The sequence below is a fragment of the Rheinheimera sp. B2H12 genome (assembly GCF_059620065.1).
This window is the reverse complement of the sequence record NZ_CM184363.1, coordinates 4052677-4074598: the sequence shown is the minus strand read 5'-3', so window position 1 is coordinate 4074598 and position 21922 is coordinate 4052677. Positions and strand designations below refer to the sequence as shown.

The following is a 21922-nucleotide window of genomic DNA, read 5'->3' as shown; positions in this document are numbered from 1 at the left end:
CTGCAATTCAGATCGCAGGGACCAGGTCATGCAGCAGGACAAACATTGTGCCAGTCAGTAGGACTCAATGCAAAAGGTCGTCACATGGTGTCAAAAGTAGCAGAAGAAGATTTTTTATTTCTGGCTGAGGATGAAGCTCAGGAATTGCAACGTCCTAAAGTCACAGGTGAATGGCACCTGCTCATCGTTGATGATGATGAGGAAATTCATACCGTTACCCGGCTGGCGCTGAGTGATTTGCTTGTGCTGGGCCGTAATCTGGTATTCCACCATGCTTATTCAGGCAAAGCTGCTATCGAATTTCTGAAAAAAAATCAGCAAATTGCGGTGATATTACTCGATGTAGTGATGGAGTCTGATGATGCTGGTTTACTTGTCGTGCAGCAAATCCGTGAACAGTTGAAAATGGAAGAAGTGCGGATAGTACTCAGAACCGGTCAGCCTGGTTATGCACCGGAAGAAAATGTGATCAAAGAGTACGATATTAATGATTACAAAACTAAAACTGAGTTAACCCGCAGCAAGTTAGTCACCTCTATTATTTCTTCCATTCGGTCATATCAGCAAATTCGCACTATTAACCAAAACCGGCTGGGTTTGCAGAAAATCATTAATGCCGGTGCCAATTTGTTAGAGCAGCATTCCTTGCATGAGTTTTCTGAAGGGGTGGTCACGCAGATCTCGTCACTGATCGGTTTGCATGCTGAGGGGGTGCTCTGTGCACAGATTGAAGACGATGGTTCTGCCAGTGACAATGTGTATGTGTTAGGGGCGGCCGGTCATTACGCACCCTTTATCAAGTGCAAGTTAGAACGATTAAATAACCCTCGGATTATTCAGCAGATATTGCAATGTTTGCAGCAAAAACGGCATATTTTTACCGGCTCTGATACTGTGCTTTATCTGGGAAATGCTGAACATAGTGCAGCCGTTTATATTGAAAGTAACAGACCAATTGAAGACTTTGATCGGCAACTCATCGAAGTCTTTTTAAGCAATATTTCTATTGGTTATGAAAATGTGACGCTGTTTCAACAGCTCAAACATGCCGCTTATATTGATCCACTCACCAAAACCCCGAACCGTAATGAATTCACTCAGTTGCTGCAGGATACCAAACGGCTGGATCCGCTGAATAATGTGGCGGTATTGATTGATATCGACCATTTTTCCGATGTAAATGATGGGCTGGGACAGGAAGTTGGCAACGAGTTATTGATTGCAGTCACACGTCGTTTGGTTGAACAATTTGGCGATGTGGCGCAAATCGGCCGGATTGGTGCCGATGTATTTGGCTTGATTGGACCTGAGCATATTTTAACACCAGCCAGTCTGAATAGTGTTTTTACCCAACCCTTTCAGGCGTCAGAACATGCGCTGCAGATTAATGCCACCTTCGGTTTTTGTCGGTTGGCAGATACCTCCCGGCAGGGGCTTGGTATCCTGAAACATGTCTATATCGCTCTAAACCGCGCCAAAAAGAATTTGTCGCAGAATTTCGAATATTACAGCAGCGAAATGGAAGAGCAAATGGCCGGTCGGTTGGCGTTATTGCGCACGCTGCGGCAGGATTTCAGTCAGGACAAGTTGCAACTGTGGTATCAACCGCAAATTGCATTGGACAGCAATAAAGTGATTGGGATGGAAGCCTTATTACGCTGGCCGACCGCCCAGGGCGGTTTTATTTCACCGGCGGTTTTTATCCCGCTGGCGGAATATTCAGGTTTGATCGTGGAAATCGGCGCTTGGGTGATCCAGCAGGCTTGTCAGCAAATTAAATTTTTACAATCGCATGGCTTACAGAATATGCGGATTGCCGTCAATGTCTCGATGCCGCAGTTCCGTAACCCATTGTTTGTTCAATCGGTGATTGATTGTGTTGAGCGCTATCAGGTCAAGCCAGCATTACTGGAGTTGGAAATCACTGAATCAGTGGTGATGGACGAACCTAAGATGGTGATTGATGCGCTGAACCGACTGAAAAGTTATGGTATCAAAGTAGCGATTGACGATTTTGGCATTGGTTTTTCCAGTCTGAGTTATTTACAGCAACTTCCGCTGGATCGGATTAAAGTGGACCGTGCCTTTATTCGGGATCTGGCGGCGCCCAATGGGACTGTGATTGCTGAAACCATTATTAATCTGGGCAAAAAGCTTGGTTTGGCAACTATTGCTGAAGGCATTGAAACCATTGCACAAGCTGATGCTGTGCGGGCTATGGGCTGCGATGAAGTGCAGGGATTTTTATACGCCAAGCCGATGCCAACCGCTGAATTGTTGGAGTTCTTACGCAATAGCTAAACTTTGCTGAGATAAAAAAAGCCGCAGTTGCGGCTTTTTTTATGCGGCGCGCCGGACAGGCGCAGTGTATCGGTATCAAACCCGGAATAAACGGGCAATGTTTTCCAGATTTTGTGCCAGATTGGCCAGCTCACGGCTGGCTTTGGCAATATGGCCAGCGCTTTGTGAGCTATGTTCAGTATGTTTGACGATCTCCACCACGTGACCCACGATAGTACCAGCCATCACTTGTTGATCTTCGGTGGCAGACGCAATGTTCTGGTTCATTTCGCGAATGCGGCGGATACTGCTGGTGATGACTTGCAGTGATTCACCAGCCTGATTGGCTGACGTCACGCTTTGCTCCGCCTGCACTGTACTTTGCTGCATTTTTTGCACGGCTGAGCGGGCAGCAGATTGCAGCTGTTCAATCGTTTTCTGAATTTCTTCGGTGGATTTTTGGGTACGGGAAGCCAGGGTCCGGACTTCATCAGCCACTACGGCAAAACCGCGGCCTTGTTCACCGGCACGGGCCGCTTCAATGGCGGCATTCAGCGCCAGCAAGTTAGTTTGTTCGGCAATACCTTTAATCACATCCAACACGGCACCAACCTGGTTGGCATCAGTTTCCAGTTTTAGGATCACTTCGGAAGCATCCTGCACATTGGTCGCTAACTGTCGAATATTGTTTACTGTCACGCCAACTGTCTGTTGACCACGATCCGCCGCAGTATTTGAATCACTGGCGGCCGAAGAAGCTTCATTGGCGCTGCTGGCTTCGGCAATCACGCTATTACTCATTTCATCTACAGCGTATTTAGCTTTTTCAGCCGCCTGGCGCTGTACGGCAATCGTCTTGTTGGTATCGTCGGTTAACTGATGTAAATCTTTTGCCAATGATGACAACGGTAGTGTGGTATTGACGATTTCTTTCACCACCCCCTGCAGTTTTTCCATAAAAGAGTTAAACCAGTAGGCCAGATCGCCCAGTTCATCTTTGGATTTGGTTTGGATCCGCACTGTCAGATCGCCATCTTCTTTTGCCAAATCTTTTAACGAACGGATAATATGACCCAAACTGCTGTTAATGCCAGACACCACCGGAATTGCAGTACCAAATAGCACCAGCGTGGTGATCAAGCCCATGATAATACCCACAGTAATTAAAGTACTTGCTTGCTGATTGGCATCATCAATGGAGGCTGTAAAGTGCTCTAGCTGGATATTGCGGAATTTTGATAACTGGCTGGTGGTTGCATCATAATCAGCGTTCATTTTCTGTGAGCGTTCGGCAATGGTGCTCATGTCTGCACTGTTACTAACCATTTCCTGCGACACTTTGTAGGCGACGCTGTAATAACTGTCAAAAGAGCTCAGAATTGGGTTGAGCTCTTGCTTTAATTTGGCATCGAGCTGACCGACCTGATTTAATTGTTTTTTCAGTTGCTCGGCAAAGCTGTCTGAGGTTTTCAGCGCTTCTTCATCACCGGTGGTGACGGCACTGGCCAATGATTCTTTCACCCGTTCCAGTGCAACTAAACTGCTCTCAGCTGCCTGTAATACCGGGAATTGAATATCACGGGTATTTTCCAACGTCTTCACGTTGTTCAGGGCGGTCACAGTGGCCAACACCAGATAGATCACAAAGCTAATCGTACCGATGAAGGGTATTAAATAAATTTTTTTCGCAATCGAAAGGCGTTGCAAAAATTCCATACGCGGTTACCCCTATTTTAAAAAGCGGAAAAATGAGCTGTTGTTGAGTTTATGCGCTGTGACTAGGATGTTTTGAGCACCAGTATAGTCAGCAAAACTATTTATTGCTGCAACTATAGCCATGGCGAGGCAGAAAAATCCAGATTAAATAACGTGATAACGCAAATTACCCAGCTTGTTTCTGTAAAGTGGAAATGCGTTGAATGGCAGTAAGACTTCGATGAGCAGAAAAAAACCCGCCATTTACTGCGGGTTTTCCGTCATTGCGCAGAGATTATTTCTGCTTTGCGCGCTCAAATGAGGTGCTGATTTCAGCTTTGGCTTCGGCTTTGTCACCCCAGCCAATCACTTTGACCCATTTACCTGGTTCTAATTCTTTGTAACGTTCAAAGAAATGCTGGATTTGCTGTTTCAGCAGTTCTGGCACGTCATTGATGTCTTGAATATGATCATAGATTTTGGTCAGTTTGCTCACTGGCACAGCCAGGACTTTGGCATCTTCACCAGATTCATCTGACATTTTCAGGACTGCAACCGGGCGGCATTTGATCACTGCACCTGGCACCAGTGGATAAGGTGTTGGCACCAATACATCGACCGGGTCGCCATCCAGCGACAGCGTGTGGTTGACAAAACCATAGTTGCATGGATAAAACATCGGCGTTGACATAAAACGGTCAACCCAAACGGTACCGCTGTCTTTATCCACTTCGTATTTAATCGGATCGGCATTGGCCGGGATTTCAATAATAACGTTAATTTCGTCAGGCAGGTTTTTACCTGCTGGTACCAGACTCAGACTCATGTTAGTTCCTTTAGCTAAATAAAGACCGGGATCAATAATTGCCGCATAGTATAACGGCGGCAATAAAAATGACCAGTGTCAGATTAGTGACGGTCGCATTCTGTTTGCTGTCCGTTTAGTTCACCACCTGATGGTATTTCAGACAGCTTTCCACTTCATGCTTAGATCCCAGGATCACGGCGACGCGTTGATGAATATCGGTCGGTTGAATTTCCATAATACGCTGATAACCGGTGGAGCTGACACCACCGGCCTGCTCAATCAGAAAACTCATCGGGTTGGCTTCGTACATCAGTCGTAGTTTGTCTGGTTTGTTCGGATCTTTGGTATCGGTTGGATACATAAAAACACCACCACGACAAAGCACCCGATGCACATCGCCAACCATGGCCGCGATCCAGCGCATATTAAAATTCTTCCCGCGCGGTCCGGTTTTGCCCAGCAGCAGATCGGCGACATAATGTTGCATCGCTGGCTGCCAGTGCCGCTGGTTGGACATATTGATGGCAAACTCAGCCGTGATGCCAGGTACAGCGACTTCTTCCTGCGTCAGTAAAAATCCGCCATAAGTTTTATCCAGCGTATAGAGCCGGGTGCCTTTGCCCGTGGTGAGTGCCAGCATGGTGGAAGGGCCGTATAACACATAACCTGCGGCCAGTTGTGCGGTGCCTGGTTGCAAAAACTGCGCGGCATCCGCGGCATCAAGTTCAGGCCGCGCTGGCAGAATCGAGAAAATGGTGCCAATTAGACTGTTGATATCGGTGTTGGAAGAACCATCCAACGGATCAAAAGTCACCAGATATTGACCAGCCGGGTTGCCAGCGACTGTGTGGTCTTCTTCTTCAGAAGAAATTGCTTTGACCACGCCTGTTTCCAGGATCATATCCTTGAGCAGCTCATTGGCCAGCACATCGAGTTTCTTTTGCGTCTCTCCCTGAATGTTTTCATCCAGGGTTGAGCCTAAAACCCCGGCGAGCGCGCCCTGACCGACCCGGAATGAAATTTCCTTGCAGGCAGCCAGAATCGTTTTAATCAATGAAATCAGGTCGGTATCAACTCCGTCCTGCCGTAATACGGGAGCCAGTCGGCGCATGCTGTAATCCTTGTTGATGTTACTGTAGGGGCGGCGTTTGCTGCGTGGTCTGTGCTCTGTGGCTGCAGTCATCACACCGGCGCACAGTGTAAAGAATCTGGCAGAAAAATGCAGTTTTTGTCTGGATTTTATTTCGCCAGTCACTGGTTTTTTCACCAGGCAGGCCCAATTAAGTTCGGACCGCAGCTGCGTAAAATTAAACCTAGCCCAGTTGGCTTTTGTTACAATGCACTGTTTTTGCGCCAGCTTGGCGGAATCGCTTGGTGTTATCGCAAAGCGTTATCGCGAAGCGGCATCCATGGTCAGAAGGAAGCTTTATGCATATTCATATTTTGGGCATTTGTGGCACTTTTATGGGCGGGATTGCCGCTATTGCCAAAGCCATGGGTCATCAGGTGACTGGCTCAGATGCCAATGTGTATCCACCGATGAGCACTCAACTGGAACAACTTGGCATAGGCCTGACGCAAGGGTATGACAGCAGCCAGTTTGAACCGGCGCCAGATCTGGTGATTATTGGCAATGCCATGTCGCGCGGCAATCCAGCGGTGGAATATGTGCTGAACCATAACCTGCGTTATACCTCGGGGCCACAGTGGCTGGCTGAACACGTGCTGCATGACCGTTGGGTGCTCGCGGTATCCGGCACCCATGGTAAAACCACTACCACCTCGATGCTGGCATGGATTTTAGAACAGGCTGGTTTGAATCCTGGTTTTTTAATTGGTGGTATTCCACAGAATTTTGAGGTGTCAGCCCGGTTAGGCGCCTCACCTTTTTTTGTTATCGAAGCTGATGAATACGACACGGCATTTTTTGATAAACGCAGTAAGTTTGTCCATTACCGGCCGCGCACGTTAATTATCAATAACCTCGAATTTGATCATGCGGATATTTTCCCGGATCTGGCGGCTATCCAGCGTCAGTTTCATCATTTGCTGCGAATGGTGCCCGGCAATGGTCTGGTGTTGTCACCGGCCAAAGTGGCGGCGGTTGATGAAACCCTGGCGCTTGGGTGCTGGAGTGAACAACAACGTTATGGTGACGCTTGGCAGGCACGTTTAGTGCAACCGGATGGCACTGTGTTTGAGGTCAGTTATCAGGGCCAGCTGGTCGGCGAAGTTCATTGGGGTTTAACCGGTCAGCATAGCGTTGATAATGGCGTGATGGCGTTGGCGGCGGCGCATCATGCTGGTGTGTCTTTGCCAGTGGCCATTGCAGCGTTAAATCAATTTATTGCGCCAAAACGGCGGATGGAGTTAAAAGCCACAGTGGCTGACATTGCGGTCTACGATGATTTTGCCCACCATCCGACTGCGATTGCCACCACTTTAGCGGGCTTACGTGCCAAAGTGGGCGAAAAACGGATCCTGGCCGTATTAGAACCGCGCTCTAACACCATGCGGATGGGCGTACACAAAACCGCTTTGCCGGCCTCATTGCAGGTGGCTGATCAGGTGTTGCTGTTTGAGCCCGCCAATTCCGGCTGGTCGCTGGCGGAAGTTGCGACCGCGATTGGGCCACAAGCACAGGTCAGTACGGATTTGACAGCCCTGATCGGTCAACTGACAGAGATGGCGCAAAGCGGTGATTCAATTGTCATCATGAGCAACGGCGGTTTTGGTGGTATTCACGACAAACTGATCGATGCCCTGAAGAAAAAGTGGGAACATTAATGCTGTTACAATCCAGTTCAACTGCTGCGTCACTGCGTGAAATTACGCTGGCTTTTAGCGGTGCCTCAGGTGCCTGCTATGGCTGGCGGTTATTGCAATGTTTGTTATCCCAGCAAATCAAAGTGCATTTGCTGATTTCCAGTGCCGCCCGGGTGGTGTTCGCCACTGAACACGATATCAAGCTCAATGGCAACCCACAGACTTGTCAGCAGCAACTGGTGCAGCAATTTGGTTGCGATCCAGAGTTACTGCGGGTGTATGGTAAAGATGACTGGTTCTCGCCGGTTGCATCTGGTTCAGCAGCGCCGCGGGCTATGGTGATTTGTCCCTGTTCAACCGGCACTGTGGCGGCCATTGCCCATGGTATCAGCGATAATCTGATTGAACGCGCCGCCGATGTGGTGATTAAAGAACAAGGCCAGTTGATTTTAGTGCCACGCGAAACACCGCTGAGCGCGCTACATCTGGAAAATATGTTAAAACTGGCCCGGCTTGGCGTCACCATTATGCCGGCAGCACCAGGTTTTTATCATCAGCCGAACTCGATTGAAGATTTGATTGATTTTATGGTTGGCCGTTTACTGGACCATCTGCAACTACCGCAAGATTTAATGCCACGCTGGGGTTATGCCAGGCTTGCCAGTCCGGTCGCTCTGACCGATAGCCCCGCTGAAGGAGACCGAATTGACGCTCGCACTTGATATCCAGCAACTGAAAAAAACCTATAAAAGCGGTACTGTCGCCTTATCCGGCATTGACCTGCAAGTGCAGCAGGGCGACTTTTTTGCCTTGCTCGGCCCGAACGGCGCAGGTAAGAGTACCAGCATCGGTATTATCAGTTCGCTGGTGAATAAAAGTTCCGGCACGGTCAAAGTGTTTGGTTTTGATCTGGATAGCCAACTGGAAGATGCCAAAAGCCAGCTTGGTTTAGTGCCGCAGGAATTTAACTTTAACCAGTTCGAAACTGTACTGCAGATTGTGGTCAATCAGGCTGGTTATTATGGCGTGCCCAAAGCGCTGGCCCTGCCAAGGGCGGAAAAATACCTCGGTCAGCTTGGCCTCTGGGACAAACGCCATGCCAGGGCGCGGGAATTATCCGGCGGCATGAAAAGACGGCTGATGATCGCCAGAGCCTTAATGCATGAACCTAAGCTCTTGATCCTGGACGAACCTACCGCAGGCGTTGATATTGAACTGCGCCGCTCCATGTGGGAATTTTTAAAAGAGATCAATGCCGCCGGTGTTACCATTATTCTGACGACCCACTATCTGGAAGAAGCCGAAAGTCTGTGCCGTAACATCGCCATTATCAATAAAGGCCGCATCATCGAAAATACCAGTATGAAAGCCTTGCTGGCGAAACTGACCAAAGAAACCTTTGTGCTGGATCTGGCGAGCGCAGCAAGCATTGAGGCTTTGCCAGGTTTTACCTTACGGCAGTTAGATGCCCAGACGCTGGAAATTGATGTCGAAAAAGGCCAGGGCGTGAATGCCGTGTTTACTGCGCTGACCGCGCAAGGGGTGCAGGTGTTGTCGATGCGCAATAAAGCCAATCGGCTGGAAGAATTATTTGTCAGTCTGGTCGAGCAGGGCCAGGGAGCGGGTGCATGATTTCAACACGTTACTGGGTCGCTTTTCAAAGTATTCTGAATAAAGAGACCAATCGTTTTTTACGGATCTGGGTGCAGACACTGGTACCACCTGCTATCACCATGACCTTGTATTTTATCATTTTTGGTAGCTTGATTGGCTCCCGCATCGGTGACATGGGCGGCTTCAGTTATATGGAGTTTATTGTGCCCGGCCTGATTATGATGTCGGTGATCACCAATTCTTACTCCAATGTGGCCTCGAGTTTTTTCAGCGCCAAGTTCCAGCGCAATGTGGAAGAACTGCTGGTCGCGCCTGTACCGAACTACATTATTGTGCTTGGTTTTGTCGGTGGTGGCGTGGCGCGCGGCGTGCTGGTTGGCTTGATTGTGACCTTGCTCAGTTTGTTTTTTGTCGATATCCGAATTCATCATTTACTGGTGATTATGGCCACTGTGGTGCTGACCTCGGCTTTGTTTGCGCTGGGTGGGTTAATCAATGCCGTCTATGCAAAAACCTTTGACGATATCAGTATTATTCCGACCTTTGTGCTGACGCCGCTCACTTACCTGGGTGGGGTGTTTTATTCGCTGACTTTATTGCCGGGAGTCTGGCAGCAAGTGGCGGCTTTTAATCCAATTGTCTACATGGTGAACGCCTTTCGATATGGTTTTCTCGGGGTGTCCGATGTCAGTATCAGTCTGGCTTTTGCCGTGATGCTGGGCCTGATTTCAGTGCTGTTTATGCTGGCGCTGCATCTGGTCAATAAAGGCACAGGGCTGCGCGGCTAAAGGCTGCGCAGCCGCTTGCTCTTCGCATGTTGCTGTTCAGACCAGTTTGCAGTTTGATGGCAGTTTTTTGAAGACTTTTGTGATGTCATCAAGTACAGTGACCTCCTTTTGACTTACTGTTTTTGGCTGGCGCTGATGTGGATCATGCTGCTGGCCGAAGTAACCCGGTGAGAGCCTATGACCGATATCAAACGCCAGGCGGAAGCCTCTGAAGAAGCGTTATGGCGAATTTTTACGGTGCCGGAAGCACCAGACTCTACGCTCAGTATTATTGAACAGAATATTTCGCAAAATCTGGCGGGTTTTCTGCGCGAAAGCATAGTCGCAGTCGAAAAGCCGTTGTGGCAAATCGAACGGGATTTTCAGGCCTTTCAAATTCCGGCTGAACCGAAATTTGTTTCTGACTATGCCGAAAGTATGATGGAAAAGCTGGTCGCCCACTCAGTGCATACGGCGGCGCCTAGTTTTATTGGTCATATGACCTCAGCCTTGCCCTATTTTGTGTTGCCACTGTCCAAGATGATGGTTGGGCTGAACCAGAATCTGGTCAAGATTGAAACCTCAAAAGCTTTCACCCCCTTAGAGCGGCAGGTGCTCGGCATGCTGCACCACCTGGTCTATGGCGAAAGCGAAGGTTTTTATAAAAAATGGCTGCACAGTGCCAACCATTCGTTGGGCGCTTTTTGCTCGGGCGGCACAGTTGCTAACATGACCGCACTTTGGATCGCCCGTAACCGGTTATTAAGACCGGATGGTGACTTTAAAGGGGTGGCGAAAGAAGGTTTATTCCGCGCGATGCGGCATTATGGTTACCAGGATTTAGCTATTCTGGTGTCTGAACGTGGTCATTATTCGCTGCGTAAAGCGGCCGATATTCTGGGGATTGGCCGCGATATGCTGATCCCGGTCAAAACCGATGCACACAACAAGGTCGACAGTGAGGCCATGCGTCAGGTGGCCGCAGAGCTGGCAGCCCGTGCAGTGCGGGTGATGGCGATCGTCGGGGTGGCAGGCACCACGGAAACCGGTAATGTTGATCCGCTGGATGAACTGGCAGATTTAGCCGCGGAACTCAATTGTCATTTCCATGTGGATGCGGCCTGGGGCGGGGCGACTTTACTGTCGGATAAATACCGCTATTTACTGAAGGGCATTGAACGCGCTGATTCTGTGACCATCGATGCGCATAAACAAATGTATGTGCCGATGGGCGCTGGCATGGTGGTGTTTAAGCATCCGTCGGCAGCGCATGCCATTGAACATCATGCCGAATATATTCTGCGTAAAGGCTCGAAAGATTTAGGCAGCCAAACGCTGGAAGGGTCAAGACCAGGGATGGCGATGCTGGTGCATGCCTGTTTACAGGTGATTGGCCGCAAGGGTTACGAAATTCTGATTAACCGCAGTCTGGAAAAAGCCCGTTATTTTGCTGGCCTGATTGAATTGCATCCGGAGTTTGAACTGGTAACAGCCCCAGAGCTTTGTTTATTAACTTACCGTTATGTGCCTGCTGCTGTGCAACGAGTATTACAACAGGCCTGTCAGGCGGGGGACTGGGAGTTGGTGCAAAAAATCAATGAGTTGCTCAGTGGTCTGACCAAGTTTATTCAGAAAAGACAACGGGAAGAAGGCCGCTCTTTTGTGTCGCGGACCCGGCTAAAACCAGCTCGTTATCAGCGCCAGGATACTGTGGTATTTCGGGTGGTGTTGGCTAATCCATTAACGACCGATCACATTCTGCATGACGTACTGGCAGAACAGGTGGAACTGGCGGCCATGGATAAAGAGTTTTTACCCAAACTGTTGCAGCTCGCCAAAGACAAACACTGAGTGATACTGCAGTTTCATCGTTGCAGAAACCTCCAGGAACAGAAATGCCAGTCAAAAGACTGGCATTTTTGTTTTCCGTGCCATAGCTACCGTTATTGGTTACAGTTTCGCAGCACAGTGCAGTGATGACTGTCTGCCGGCGACCATGCCTGTGCTCGTCAGCGCAAAATCATGAGATAAATGCTGAAAAAACCAGCTTTTAGTTAAGATATCAAGCCGAAATAATAAGGTTATCACACTGCCGCCGAGCGTCCAGGCCGTGCTTTGGCATAGACTGAATCTGGTGCAGGAGCGCTGTTACCGCAACACTGATGCAGTGTTGCGGTATGACATCACCAGGATGTGGCAGAGATAACAGCTCAGACAGGGTTAACTCAAATTTCCGGAATTAATGAGGCGGTGTGGTGTGCGGTTGTGCCTGCACACAGCATCACATCCACCGCTTTATTGTCAGTTGCAAAGCTGCAGTTGATGCCGCCGCCCAGTCCTCACTCCCGCCAGTTTGTTTGTGTTTTGCCAATGTAATTTGTCAATGTGATTTGTACCAGCAACGGACCTGGTGCCGGTTTATATGCGACAGGTCTTTTATCATATTCAGCTAGGCCGTTTGATGGCGTAACAACAACTGCCGCCTTGATGTCACAGGTTGCGGGCTGTCAGCGCTTGCAGGAGCCAGGCTGTAAATAATTAAAAAAGGAACTTCAGCATGCAGAAAATACCCGCGTTGTTACCACAGCTAGTCATCGGCAGTACTTTGTTCTGTAGCAGTTTGTTCAGTGTTAATGCAAGTAGCAGCGCCAGTGATGAGCCGGCTGCTACCACTGGTAGTCAAACAACCAGTTGCCGGGCAGATGCTAACTGGTTTCGCAAACCTTCGTTGCCGCAGGAAGTGAAAAAAAGTGGGACGGATGGCAGCTCTAATTTTTGTGATTTTTATCAGTTTTCCTGGCAGGCTTTCGCTTATTTGATGGCGCCCAAGGCGCAGGATCCAAAGCTGCGTAATTTTACCGATCAACAGCAATTTCCTGAGCTGGAAGTCAACGCCGATGGTCAACCGGCGAATTCCTGTGATGACGAGCATCAGTCGTTCAGCCTTTTTGTCCGGGGTGGCAAGCCTGTTGCCGGTGATACATCGTTTATTCTGCCGCAGCGCATCGATCAGGCTGGCAAACAGCATGCGACTATTTACGATCAAAACGGTAATGTGGTGTATTACGATGTCCGTTTTAGCCGTAATCTGTGTGCCGTTGAAAAAATCAGCAAGTTGCAGAATTTTCCGGGCGGTACCACTGAATTAAAAACAGCCTGGAAAGTGCTGAGTAAAACCGATGATCCCAGCAAGTTCCTCACTATAGATGCCAAAATAGGTGAGCAAACCGCAACGACCCGGTTGGGGATGGTCGGTTTTCATCTGGCGATTGCGACCCCTGATCATCCGGAATTTATCTGGGCGACTTTTGAACATCAAAGTAATGTGCCGGATTGTGCCAAAGCTGTGCGAAATTTTGGCTGGTCATTTACTAGTCCGGCCTGTGCTGCTGCCTTGAATAAAGGTGATCAGACTGCAATCAGCAAATGCCAGTTTAACAATGCGGCGAATCACCAAGCGTTGCAGGGAGCGCCCACTGAAATTTGCCGGGTCTATCCGGACGGTTCTGAGCCAACGGATTTAAAATATGCTGAAAATGTCATGGCGATCCGCGCGTTAAACCAAGGCGTCCAGCCATTCCTGCAAGGTCAGTTTGCGGTACTGACCAACTATTTTAATGTGGGGGCTTTGTGGGTAAGTGATCCGGCAAAGGGGTCTGCATTTCCGTCTGCACCTGGCAAAGGACAGTCCCAAAATCCAGCGAATAATCAGCGTGGTTCGTTGCGCTTAGCCAATACAGTGGCGGAAACTGTGCATCAAAATGTCGATTTTAGCGCAAACTTTGTCTCTAACTGTTTTGGCTGCCATCAATACACTGGCACCAGTAATCCGGCTAAAAATACCACCTCGGGCAGTCTGAGTCATATTTTTGATGACATTGTTGCAGGGCAGGGGTTGTGTCTGGATACGGCTTTGGGAGTGATTGCAGCCAAAGGAGCCAATAACAGCTGTAGTCAGACACAAAAGTAATTTGAACCCAAGCCGCAAGCCCGGCCCGATGCTCATTGGGCCAGGCTATGCAGGCGCCGTTTTCAGCAAAGCCAGCTTGATATGCTGGCTTTTTGCTATCACTGGCCTGCAAGCTAACGTCAGCCGCACTGCGACAATTTGCCACATCGGTATTTTCGGGAATAGTCTTTAAAATCAGCAGTATTATTTTTTTGCGAGTCACTGCTGATGAACTTTGTAATACGACCTTTGGTGAAACTGATAAGTCTGGCCTGCAGCGGTCTGCTGCTGTTGCCGTCCGCGCTGGCAGCCGATACGGTGCCAGTTGCTGTGGCCAACTCAACCAGCGAAGCTGAGATTGAACGGGTGCAGGTGACAGGCCAGGTGCTTAATAGTCCGGGCCAGTTGGTGATGGATCCCAAAGCTCCGCGTCAACCTTTGCCAGCGCATGATGGTGCCGATTATCTGAAAACTGTGCCGGGTTTTGCGGTGACGCGCAAAGGGGGGGCCGACGGTGATGCATTGTTCCGGGGTATGGGGGGATCCAGACTTGGCATTTTAGTTGATGGTGAAAATATTCTCGGTGGCTGCAATTTCCGGATGGATGCCCCGACGGCTTATATCTACCCCGAACTGCATGATTCGATGACAGTGATTAAAGGCCCGCAATCGGTCGCGCATGGCGCGGGTCACTCGGCAGCTGTGATTTTATTTGAACGAAATACCGATGCTTTTGAACAACCGTCCTTTAAAACCCACGCCAGTGTAACTAAGGCCAGCTTTGGCCGGCATGATGAACTGCTGGATTTGCAACTGGGCCAGCCGCTGGGTTATCTGCTGCTCAACGGCAGCCGTTCTTCCTCTGATGATTATCAAGATGGGGATGGTAACGCGGTGCACTCGCAGTATCTGCGCTATAGCGGTAATTTAGTGCTGGGCTGGACACCTGATCGTAACAGCAAAGCTGAGCTGGCAGTGACACGCAGTGATGGCGAAGCGGCTTATGCCGACCGCGGTATGGATGGCACGCGTTTCTTGCGTGACAGTTACAATTTAAGGTTGGAAAAAACCGCTATCACGCCTTGGCTGGATGAGCTGAAATTACATTTATTTGATAACGAAGTTGACCATCTGATGGATGATCAACAGCTGCGCAAACCCGGCATGATGGGCTATGCCAATTTAATGCGGCAAACCAGCGGCGGCAGACTGGCGGCTGAAGTTTTGCCAGCCCTGGCCCATCAACTGACCCTTGGCTTGGATCAACAGTCCAGCAGCCATCACTCGCGTTCAGCGCCAGCATCCGGCATCTACAGCAATTGGCTGGATGATGCGCGGGTGAAACAGCTCGGGCTCTTTGCCGAATGGCGTTATCAGTTGGACGATAAAAACCGCATGGTCAGTGGTTACCGGCTTGATCAATGGCAGGCTGATGACGAGCGGCTGCGGATTGGTTCCGGCATGATGGGCTCTAAACCGAATCCAACCGCCGGCCAGCAGCGTGACGATGATTTACACAGCGCCTTTGCCCGTTTTGAACAAAAGTTGGCCAGCCAGCCTGCCAGTTGGTACGCCGGCGTCGGCCGCACCAGCAGATTCCCGGATTATTGGGAGCTGATTGCTAAAGAAGCTGTAAAAAGCAGCAGTGCCTTTGCGGAATTAGCCAGTGAAGTGACGACCCAACTGGATACCGGTTATTTATTGAAGCAGCAGCACACCCAATGGTCGGTGTCGGCATTTTACAATCAGGTGGCTGATTATATTCTGGTTGATTACAGCAATATGATGAAAATGAATGGTTTTGTCCGCAACATCGATGCCAGCAGCTATGGCGCAGAAGTTGGGGTGCAACATCAGTTGAACACCTTCTGGCACACCGAAGCGACGCTGGCTTATGTGCGCGGTGACAACGATACCGATGACAAACCTTTACCTCAACTGGCTCCGCTGGAGGTGAAACTGGGGCTGAGTTATGCCCGGGATAACTGGTCGGTCGGTACTTTAATGCGGGTGATTGACCAGCAGTCCAGATTTGATCTGAATAAAGGCAATATTATTGGCAAAGATTTAGGCCCAACGCCGGGAGTGGCGATTTTTGCTATCAATGCCAGTTGGCGGCCGCTGCCAGCGCTGCTGGTGACAGCCGGGGTCGACAATCTGTTTGATCGCAATTATGCCGAGTTTGTCAGTCGTGCCGCCGGTAATGGTATGGGCGGCGCAATTCCTGGTTATCAGCAAAGTCTGCGCGTCAATGAGCCGGGCCGTACTGGTTGGTTAAAACTGCAGTGGAACTGGGATGGTGCGCTGTGATAGCCCTGACCGCGCAGATGTGCCGTACTCTGGCGCCTTTACTGGTGTTTACTGTGCTGATACTGCCCTGGCAAGTGCTGGCGCAGTCGCAGTCCGGGGCCACCACCGAGTCAGAACTTGTGCAAATCCATCAATTGATGGCCCATACCTGGCACAGTGAGCAACAGCCACTCAGGTTAGGTCCTGCTGTATTGCAAGCTGAGCTGGCCATCGCCGACTGGTGGTGGCAGGGTAAAGGTGGCCGTGCTGTGCTGAAAAAAATTGCCGGTCAGTGGAAAATTGTGTTTTGTGGCGGTGCCGGTGTGAAACAGCCGGCGTTGTTCACTGGTCTGGGCTTGACTGCTGCAGAAGCGACCCGGTTATTACAGCGGCTGCAGCAGGCTGAGGCACAGCTCAGTGCGGCTGAGCTGCAATTGCTCGACAGCTTTGGGGCTACAGTGCGGTTGGATGGGCAGCATGCTGCCCACTAACATTAACTTTGGCCTTCTGCTGCTCAATGCACCGCACAGCGCTCAATTATCATCTACTATTTGGCATTCCTTTCTGATGTGATGTTTGCTGCTGGCTAGTCCGGTAACCAAACGAAAGCGGAGCAAGCATGCCAGGTTTCAAAGTGGTCTGGGTACTGTGGTGCTGGTTTTGGCCTTATGCGGTTGTAGCTCAGACCACCGCCACTGCGCCGCAAATCGTGACTATCGTGGTTGATGATGATTACCCGCCTTATTCTTATCTGGAAAATCGGCAGCTCAAAGGGGTGTATATTGAGTTGTTACGGCAGGCCGCGGTCCTGCTGGCCCCTGAATATCAATTACAATTACAACCGGAACCCTGGCGCCGGGCGCTAGCCAGCATTGAGCAGGGTCAGGTGTTTGCGATTATGCCGCCTTATCAAAACCCGTTAGAACGACCTTATATTCAGCCGTATTCAGTGCCTTTATTTACCGAAGAAGTGGTGGCTTTTTGTGCTGAACATATTGATTTTGATGCTTTATTGCAGCAAAAGCAGCGATTGACACGCCAGCCGCTGCAACTTGGCATGAATGCCGGGTATCTGATCTTAAACCCACAACTGCAGCAGGCCGCGCAGCAGGGGTTGATCCAAATCTGGGAAAATAAAAGTACCGATATTAATATTCTAAAGCTGTTACGCGGCCGGCTGGACTGTTATCTGAATGACCGTCAGTCAACCTTATGGGGCTTACAACAACACAGGTTGCGTCAGCCACAGTTGCCATTTCGCCCGCTCCGCGAAGCCATGCTGGTGATGCGCCGCACCGCCCATATTGGCTACAGTGCAGATCCGACAGGAAAATTTGCTTTTAAACAGCATTTTATTGCCAAAATGGATCAGGCGTTACTGCAGGTTTTGCAGCAACAACCAATTCGTTTGCCAGTAGTTGACGTTGAAGGTTCAGGCTTGCAGCAACCAGTACCAGAGCGGCAGCGTGATAAAACTCAGTAACAAACCAAAACCAATCAGATTGCTAACCAGCCGTGGTGCCAGCCCGGCCATAATAGCAATAGCACCGGCCGAAATCATTGGTGGCATGGCGGCTTCAAACACCGACACTGTGACGGCTTTACCTTCCAGCCCGAGCAGCAGGCAAGCACTCAACGCAGCCAGCGGCATCAGCAGCAGCTTGATCAGCAAGCCACTGATCAAAGGGGATAATCGTTCTTCACCCAGACTGAATCTCAACGTAAACCCGACAGCCACCATAATCAGTGGCACTAAGGTTTGCGCCAGATTATCAATCAGCAATTGCAGCAAGGGCGGGTAACTGACATTTTTCAGCAGTAGTGCCAGCAGCAGTGCCAGAAAAGGTGGAAAGGTCAGAATTTTCAGACTGACCGATTTGAAGGTCGCTTTTTCTGCGGTCGGGCTAAAGGCGGCCGCCAGAATGGTGGAATAGGTGGCCAGTGCGACAAAAGAGCCGGCCTGATCATAAATCAGCGCATAGGGTAAATGATCGCCGCCAAAAAAGGCTTCAATCATCGGAAAGCCTAAAAATGAAGTATTGCCCAGCGGTAATACAATCAGCATAGCGGCTGTGACCTCGCGGCTCCAACTGAACATTTTGCTCAGCAACAGCACCACGGCCACCACCAATAACAACAAAGCCCAGGGCATGATGGCCGGGATCAACAAAGCGCTGGAGAAGGTCAACGCTGGAATTTTTTGCAAAATCAAGGCTGGCAGCGCGATATACAGCACAAAAGCATTCAGCACGGCCGGAGTGTCAGCACTGAATTTTGGCATGCGCCGTGCCAGCATGCCAAGGATCAGGTAACACAAAATCAGGATAAAATTTTCCACCACAGACTCCGTTACAGGCAGCGGCCGGTCGGCAACTGCGCATTTGCAGGCGCATGATAACGCTTCGTTACTGTAGCGGCTATGCGACTTCTGTTGAAGCTGAGGTTTTGTCAGTTAAAGCGACAGCAGATGCCGAAGATTGGATGTCATTGCGCAGAAAGTCGGGCTGCCAGCGCTGTTGCAGCATTAACTCTTTTTGCGATTTGCTCAGTTGTTTTAACTGATATTCCCAGCGGCTGGCCACAGCGCGGTTTGGCGCCTGGACCTGCCAGACCAGGTGCAATGGGCCTTTGCCGCGCAGAGCTTTGGCACCACCGGTTAATTCGCCCTGATGCTGGCGCAGGCGTCTTTGTGGATCTGTACTGATGCCGGTGTATAACAGCCCTTTGGCGGTACGGATCAGATAGACAAACCAGCTGGCTGCGGCAGCAGAGGTTGGGCGGGTCGGGGCTGGCGGACTGGCCGTTGCGGCTGGCTTCAAGGTCAAATATCCTGGCTGGGTTGAGTCTGCTATACTATCGCCTTTTCAGTCGCCGCAGGCTGCTGCTGTCGTCTTACAAGGAAATCTATGCAATTTGCAGATTTGGCGTTAAATGCGCTTATCTTAAAGGCAATCGCCGAACAGGGCTACCAGAGCCCGACTCCAATTCAGCAAAAAACCATTCCGGTGATTTTACAAGGCAAGGATCTGCTGGGGGGCGCGCAAACCGGGACTGGTAAAACTGCAGCTTTTACCTTGCCTATTTTGCAAAAACTGACCGCAGAGCCAAAATCATTGCAAGCCAAACAAGTGCGTTGCCTGGTGCTGACGCCGACCCGTGAATTAGCGCAGCAAGTGGCCGACAACATTGCCGCTTACGCCCGGCATTTACCGCTAAAAACAGCCGTTTTTTATGGTGGCGTTTCGATGAATCCGCAGCTGGCGGCCGCTGAAGCCGGTTTGGATATTCTGATCGCCACCCCAGGCCGGTTACTGGACCATATGCATCAGGGCACCATTAGTTTGTATCAGTTAGAAGTGCTGGTGCTGGATGAAGCCGACCGGATGTTGGATATGGGTTTTATTCATGATATTCAGCGTATTATGGCGAAGCTGCCACCGAAGCGGCAAACTTTGTTGTTCTCGGCGACTTTCTCTAAAGACATCAAAGAGCTGGCGGATCATTTATTAGATAGTCCTGAGCTGATTGAGGTCGCGACTGCAAACTCAGCGTCCGCTCAGGTGCAACAACTGGCGTTCCGGGTGGATTCACAGCGCAAACGTGAATTGCTTTCGCATGTGATAGGGGCCCGCAACTGGCAACAAGTACTGATTTTTAGCCGGACTAAACATGGAGCTGATCGGCTGAGTAAACAGCTGGCGCTGGATGGCATTGAAGCGGCTGCTATCCACGGTGATAAGAGTCAGGGCCATCGCACTAAGGTGTTGCAGGACTTTAAAAACGGCCATCTCCGGGTCCTGGTGGCGACTGATATTGCGGCGCGCGGACTGGATATCGAAGATTTACCTATAGTGGTGAACTACGATTTGCCGCATGTGGCGGAAGATTATGTGCACCGCATTGGCCGTACCGGTCGGGCTGGCCGTTTTGGTCTGGCGGTGACGCTGGTGACGCCGGATGATTTAGCGATGTTGCGGCAGATTGAAACCCTGATCCGTCAGGTGATTGAACAACAAGTGTTACCGGGTTATGAGCATAATCCGAAGTTTAATCATTCCAGCAAAGCCAAAGAAGCAGAGGCGGATGCCGAAGTGAAAATGAAAAAGTCACTAAGCAGTAACCGTAAGCTGTCGATCGAGAAAGCCAAATTGCGGGCTATTGCGTTGGGTAAAAAGCGCGCACAGTAAGCTTTGGACTGCGCGGCTTAGTCACACCGGTTTAACCGTCGACAGGTTCAGCCGGCGTCGCCAGCGTTAACTGGTAAAACGCTAAATCCAGCCAACGGCCGAATTTAAAGCCAGCCTGGCTGATAGTGCCGCTGTGGACAAACCCATGTTTCTGATGCAGCGCAATGCTGCCGTTATTGCTGGCATCAATACCGCCGATCAATAGATGATACCCCTGCTCACCGGCACTTTGGATGAGCTGTTGAAGCATCAGGCTGCCATAGCCTTTGCCTTGCTGATCAGGATGCACATACACCGAATGTTCCACTGAATACTTAAAGGCCGGAAAAGCCCGGAAAGTACCATAACTACCAAAGGCCAGTAACTGGCCTTGTTCATCCTTTAAACCCCAGACCGGAAAATTGCCGGCACTTTTGCTGGCAAACCATTGTTGCATGGTCGCCATCGTCCTGGGTTGGTACTCGTACAGGGCCGTGGTATGCAAAATGGCGTGGTTAAATATTGCCAGAATCGCTTCAGCGTCCGTGTCAAACTGGCAAAGGCTAAACTGCATACCCTGGATCCTTATCGTAAAAATGGCACCCAACCAGGCTGGCTGAGGCAAAAAAACCAGTTATACCCTGAATTAAACCCGGTATAAAGTCTTGATCAGATGAAAACCAAACTGAGTTTTCACCGGACCATGAATTTCCAGTAAGGCTTTTTTAAACACGACATCGTCAAAAGGTTTCACCATTTGACCAGCGCGGAATTCGCCCAAATCCCCCCCTTTTTTGCCAGAAGGGCATAACGAATGTTTTTTCGCCAGCTCCTGAAAGTTAGCGCCTTTGGCTAATTGTTGTTTTAGCTGTTCAGCTTCTTGCTGGGTTTTCACCAGAATGTGACAGGCACAGGCTTTAGCCATAAGGGATCCTCTGTTATCAGGTGCGCCACGGCGACGCGGCCGCGTAGTTTAATAGAAAATGCCGGCTGAAAACAGCAGCTGTTTAGACCAGTTGCGGGTAACTGCTGCGGCTGTTGTTCCTGATAAACCATAGAACAAAACCGAAGCTTTTGTTTTATATCGTAAAAAACTAATATGAATGGGGCGCGGCCGGCGTCAACTTTCTCAGCGGGCACAACAAAAAATCAATGCCTTGCTGTGGTCAACAGACCATAGCAGGCTCGTTGTCAGTGCTTAACTGACAATCTTTAGTGCCGGATAATTCTGTAATAACCAACGTCTGATAGCACTTAGCTCATCTGGCGGAAAAGTCCATTGCCCTTGCCATAACAAATAACAACCAAACACCATCAACAGCAAACAGCTGCCAGCGGCGAATAATTGCAGCCAGACACTGGTTTGCTGCCAGCCGCGCTGGATCGCGACCAGTCGGTCAGCGGTTGTGGCTCGTGCCATGGTGGTTGCAACGGTTAAAGCATGGTCTGGCTGATAGATATTGTCAGGTTTCATTTATGCTTCCGCTGCTTGCTTGTTGAATGCTGAAAAGAATGCCAAAAAACATGGCAGTTTGGAAGCGCCTTGTGGTGATAAGGCCCTGAGTTAAAGGCAAAAATAATGCCGGCA

The 21922-nt window shown here is 50.0% G+C and carries 19 protein-coding genes; 11 read left to right on the top strand and 8 right to left on the bottom strand.

Annotated elements, in window-relative coordinates:
- Positions 1-84: 84 nt before the first annotated feature.
- Positions 85-2301, top strand: a complete 2217-nt coding sequence (locus AC53GJ_RS17515; protein ID WP_496729631.1) for a bifunctional diguanylate cyclase/phosphodiesterase — start codon at positions 85-87, stop codon at positions 2299-2301.
- Positions 2302-2376: 75 nt separating this feature from the next.
- On the opposite strand, the gene AC53GJ_RS17510 is transcribed toward AC53GJ_RS17515, so the two are convergent.
- From AC53GJ_RS17510 to AC53GJ_RS17500, 3 genes are all read right to left on the bottom strand, one after another.
- Entirely contained in the window at positions 2377-3996 is a 1620-nt protein-coding gene (locus tag AC53GJ_RS17510) for a methyl-accepting chemotaxis protein (protein ID WP_496729630.1), read from the bottom strand.
- Between the two features lie 274 nt (positions 3997-4270).
- Positions 4271-4801, bottom strand: coding sequence for an inorganic diphosphatase (ppa, locus tag AC53GJ_RS17505; protein WP_496729628.1), 531 nt, complete (start codon positions 4799-4801; stop codon positions 4271-4273).
- Positions 4802-4916: 115 nt separating this feature from the next.
- Complete coding sequence (locus AC53GJ_RS17500; protein ID WP_496729626.1) at positions 4917-5894, bottom strand: class 1 fructose-bisphosphatase; 978 nt, start codon at positions 5892-5894, stop codon at positions 4917-4919.
- A gap of 317 nt (positions 5895-6211) precedes the next feature.
- Between AC53GJ_RS17500 and mpl the strand changes: the two genes are divergently transcribed.
- The 9 genes from mpl (at position 6212) to AC53GJ_RS17455 (ending at position 17651) form a co-directional block, all read left to right on the top strand.
- Positions 6212-7570 carry a UDP-N-acetylmuramate:L-alanyl-gamma-D-glutamyl-meso-diaminopimelate ligase gene (gene mpl, locus AC53GJ_RS17495; protein WP_496729624.1) on the top strand — a complete coding sequence of 453 codons (1359 nt, stop codon included), beginning with the start codon at positions 6212-6214 and terminating at the stop codon, positions 7568-7570.
- Positions 7570-8271 (top strand): flavin prenyltransferase UbiX, encoded by a 702-nt coding sequence (locus AC53GJ_RS17490; protein WP_496729623.1) that lies wholly within the window; start codon positions 7570-7572, stop codon positions 8269-8271. The genes mpl and AC53GJ_RS17490 overlap by 1 nt, the downstream gene beginning before the upstream one ends.
- Complete coding sequence (locus AC53GJ_RS17485; protein WP_496729622.1) at positions 8255-9181, top strand: ABC transporter ATP-binding protein; 927 nt, start codon at positions 8255-8257, stop codon at positions 9179-9181. The genes AC53GJ_RS17490 and AC53GJ_RS17485 overlap by 17 nt, the downstream gene beginning before the upstream one ends.
- Positions 9178-9951, top strand: coding sequence for an ABC transporter permease (locus AC53GJ_RS17480; protein WP_496729621.1), 774 nt, complete (start codon positions 9178-9180; stop codon positions 9949-9951). Before AC53GJ_RS17485 ends, AC53GJ_RS17480 begins: the two co-directional genes overlap by 4 nt.
- A 177-nt stretch (positions 9952-10128) precedes the next feature.
- Positions 10129-11781, top strand: coding sequence for a pyridoxal-dependent aspartate 1-decarboxylase PanP (panP, locus tag AC53GJ_RS17475; RefSeq protein WP_496729620.1), 1653 nt, complete (start codon positions 10129-10131; stop codon positions 11779-11781).
- Positions 11782-12487: 706 nt separating this feature from the next.
- Complete coding sequence (locus tag AC53GJ_RS17470; RefSeq protein WP_496729619.1) at positions 12488-13900, top strand: mannan-binding protein; 1413 nt, start codon at positions 12488-12490, stop codon at positions 13898-13900.
- A gap of 231 nt (positions 13901-14131) precedes the next feature.
- Positions 14132-16189 carry a TonB-dependent copper receptor gene (locus AC53GJ_RS17465; RefSeq protein WP_496729617.1) on the top strand — a complete coding sequence of 686 codons (2058 nt, stop codon included), beginning with the start codon at positions 14132-14134 and terminating at the stop codon, positions 16187-16189.
- Entirely contained in the window at positions 16186-16659 is a 474-nt protein-coding gene (locus AC53GJ_RS17460) for a copper uptake system-associated protein (protein WP_496729616.1), read from the top strand. The genes AC53GJ_RS17465 and AC53GJ_RS17460 overlap by 4 nt, the downstream gene beginning before the upstream one ends.
- Positions 16660-16787: 128 nt before the next feature.
- A complete protein-coding gene (locus AC53GJ_RS17455; RefSeq protein WP_496729615.1) occupies positions 16788-17651 on the top strand; it encodes a substrate-binding periplasmic protein in 864 nt (287 codons plus the stop codon).
- Here AC53GJ_RS17455 and AC53GJ_RS17450 read toward each other — a convergent pair.
- Both AC53GJ_RS17450 and AC53GJ_RS17445 read right to left on the bottom strand, forming a co-directional pair.
- Entirely contained in the window at positions 17601-18506 is a 906-nt protein-coding gene (locus tag AC53GJ_RS17450; RefSeq protein WP_496729614.1) for an AEC family transporter, read from the bottom strand. The genes AC53GJ_RS17455 and AC53GJ_RS17450 overlap by 51 nt on opposite strands.
- Before the next feature lie 79 nt (positions 18507-18585).
- Positions 18586-18987 (bottom strand): GIY-YIG nuclease family protein, encoded by a 402-nt coding sequence (locus AC53GJ_RS17445; protein ID WP_496729613.1) that lies wholly within the window; start codon positions 18985-18987, stop codon positions 18586-18588.
- An 87-nt stretch (positions 18988-19074) separates the two neighbouring features.
- On the opposite strand from AC53GJ_RS17445, the gene AC53GJ_RS17440 reads away from it, so the two are divergent.
- Entirely contained in the window at positions 19075-20355 is a 1281-nt protein-coding gene (locus AC53GJ_RS17440; protein ID WP_496729612.1) for a DEAD/DEAH box helicase, read from the top strand.
- Positions 20356-20386: 31 nt separating this feature from the next.
- Here AC53GJ_RS17440 and AC53GJ_RS17435 read toward each other — a convergent pair whose 3' ends face one another.
- The 3 genes from AC53GJ_RS17435 to AC53GJ_RS17425 form a co-directional block, all read right to left on the bottom strand.
- The gene (locus AC53GJ_RS17435) at positions 20387-20908 is read right to left on the bottom strand and encodes a GNAT family N-acetyltransferase (protein WP_496729611.1); all 522 of its coding nucleotides are present in this window, start codon (positions 20906-20908) and stop codon (positions 20387-20389) included.
- A 72-nt stretch (positions 20909-20980) separates the two neighbouring features.
- A complete protein-coding gene (locus AC53GJ_RS17430; protein WP_496729609.1) occupies positions 20981-21259 on the bottom strand; it encodes a peptidylprolyl isomerase in 279 nt (92 codons plus the stop codon).
- A gap of 273 nt (positions 21260-21532) precedes the next feature.
- Positions 21533-21808, bottom strand: a complete 276-nt coding sequence (locus tag AC53GJ_RS17425; protein ID WP_496729608.1) for a hypothetical protein — start codon at positions 21806-21808, stop codon at positions 21533-21535.
- Between the last annotated feature and the right edge of the window lie 114 nt (positions 21809-21922).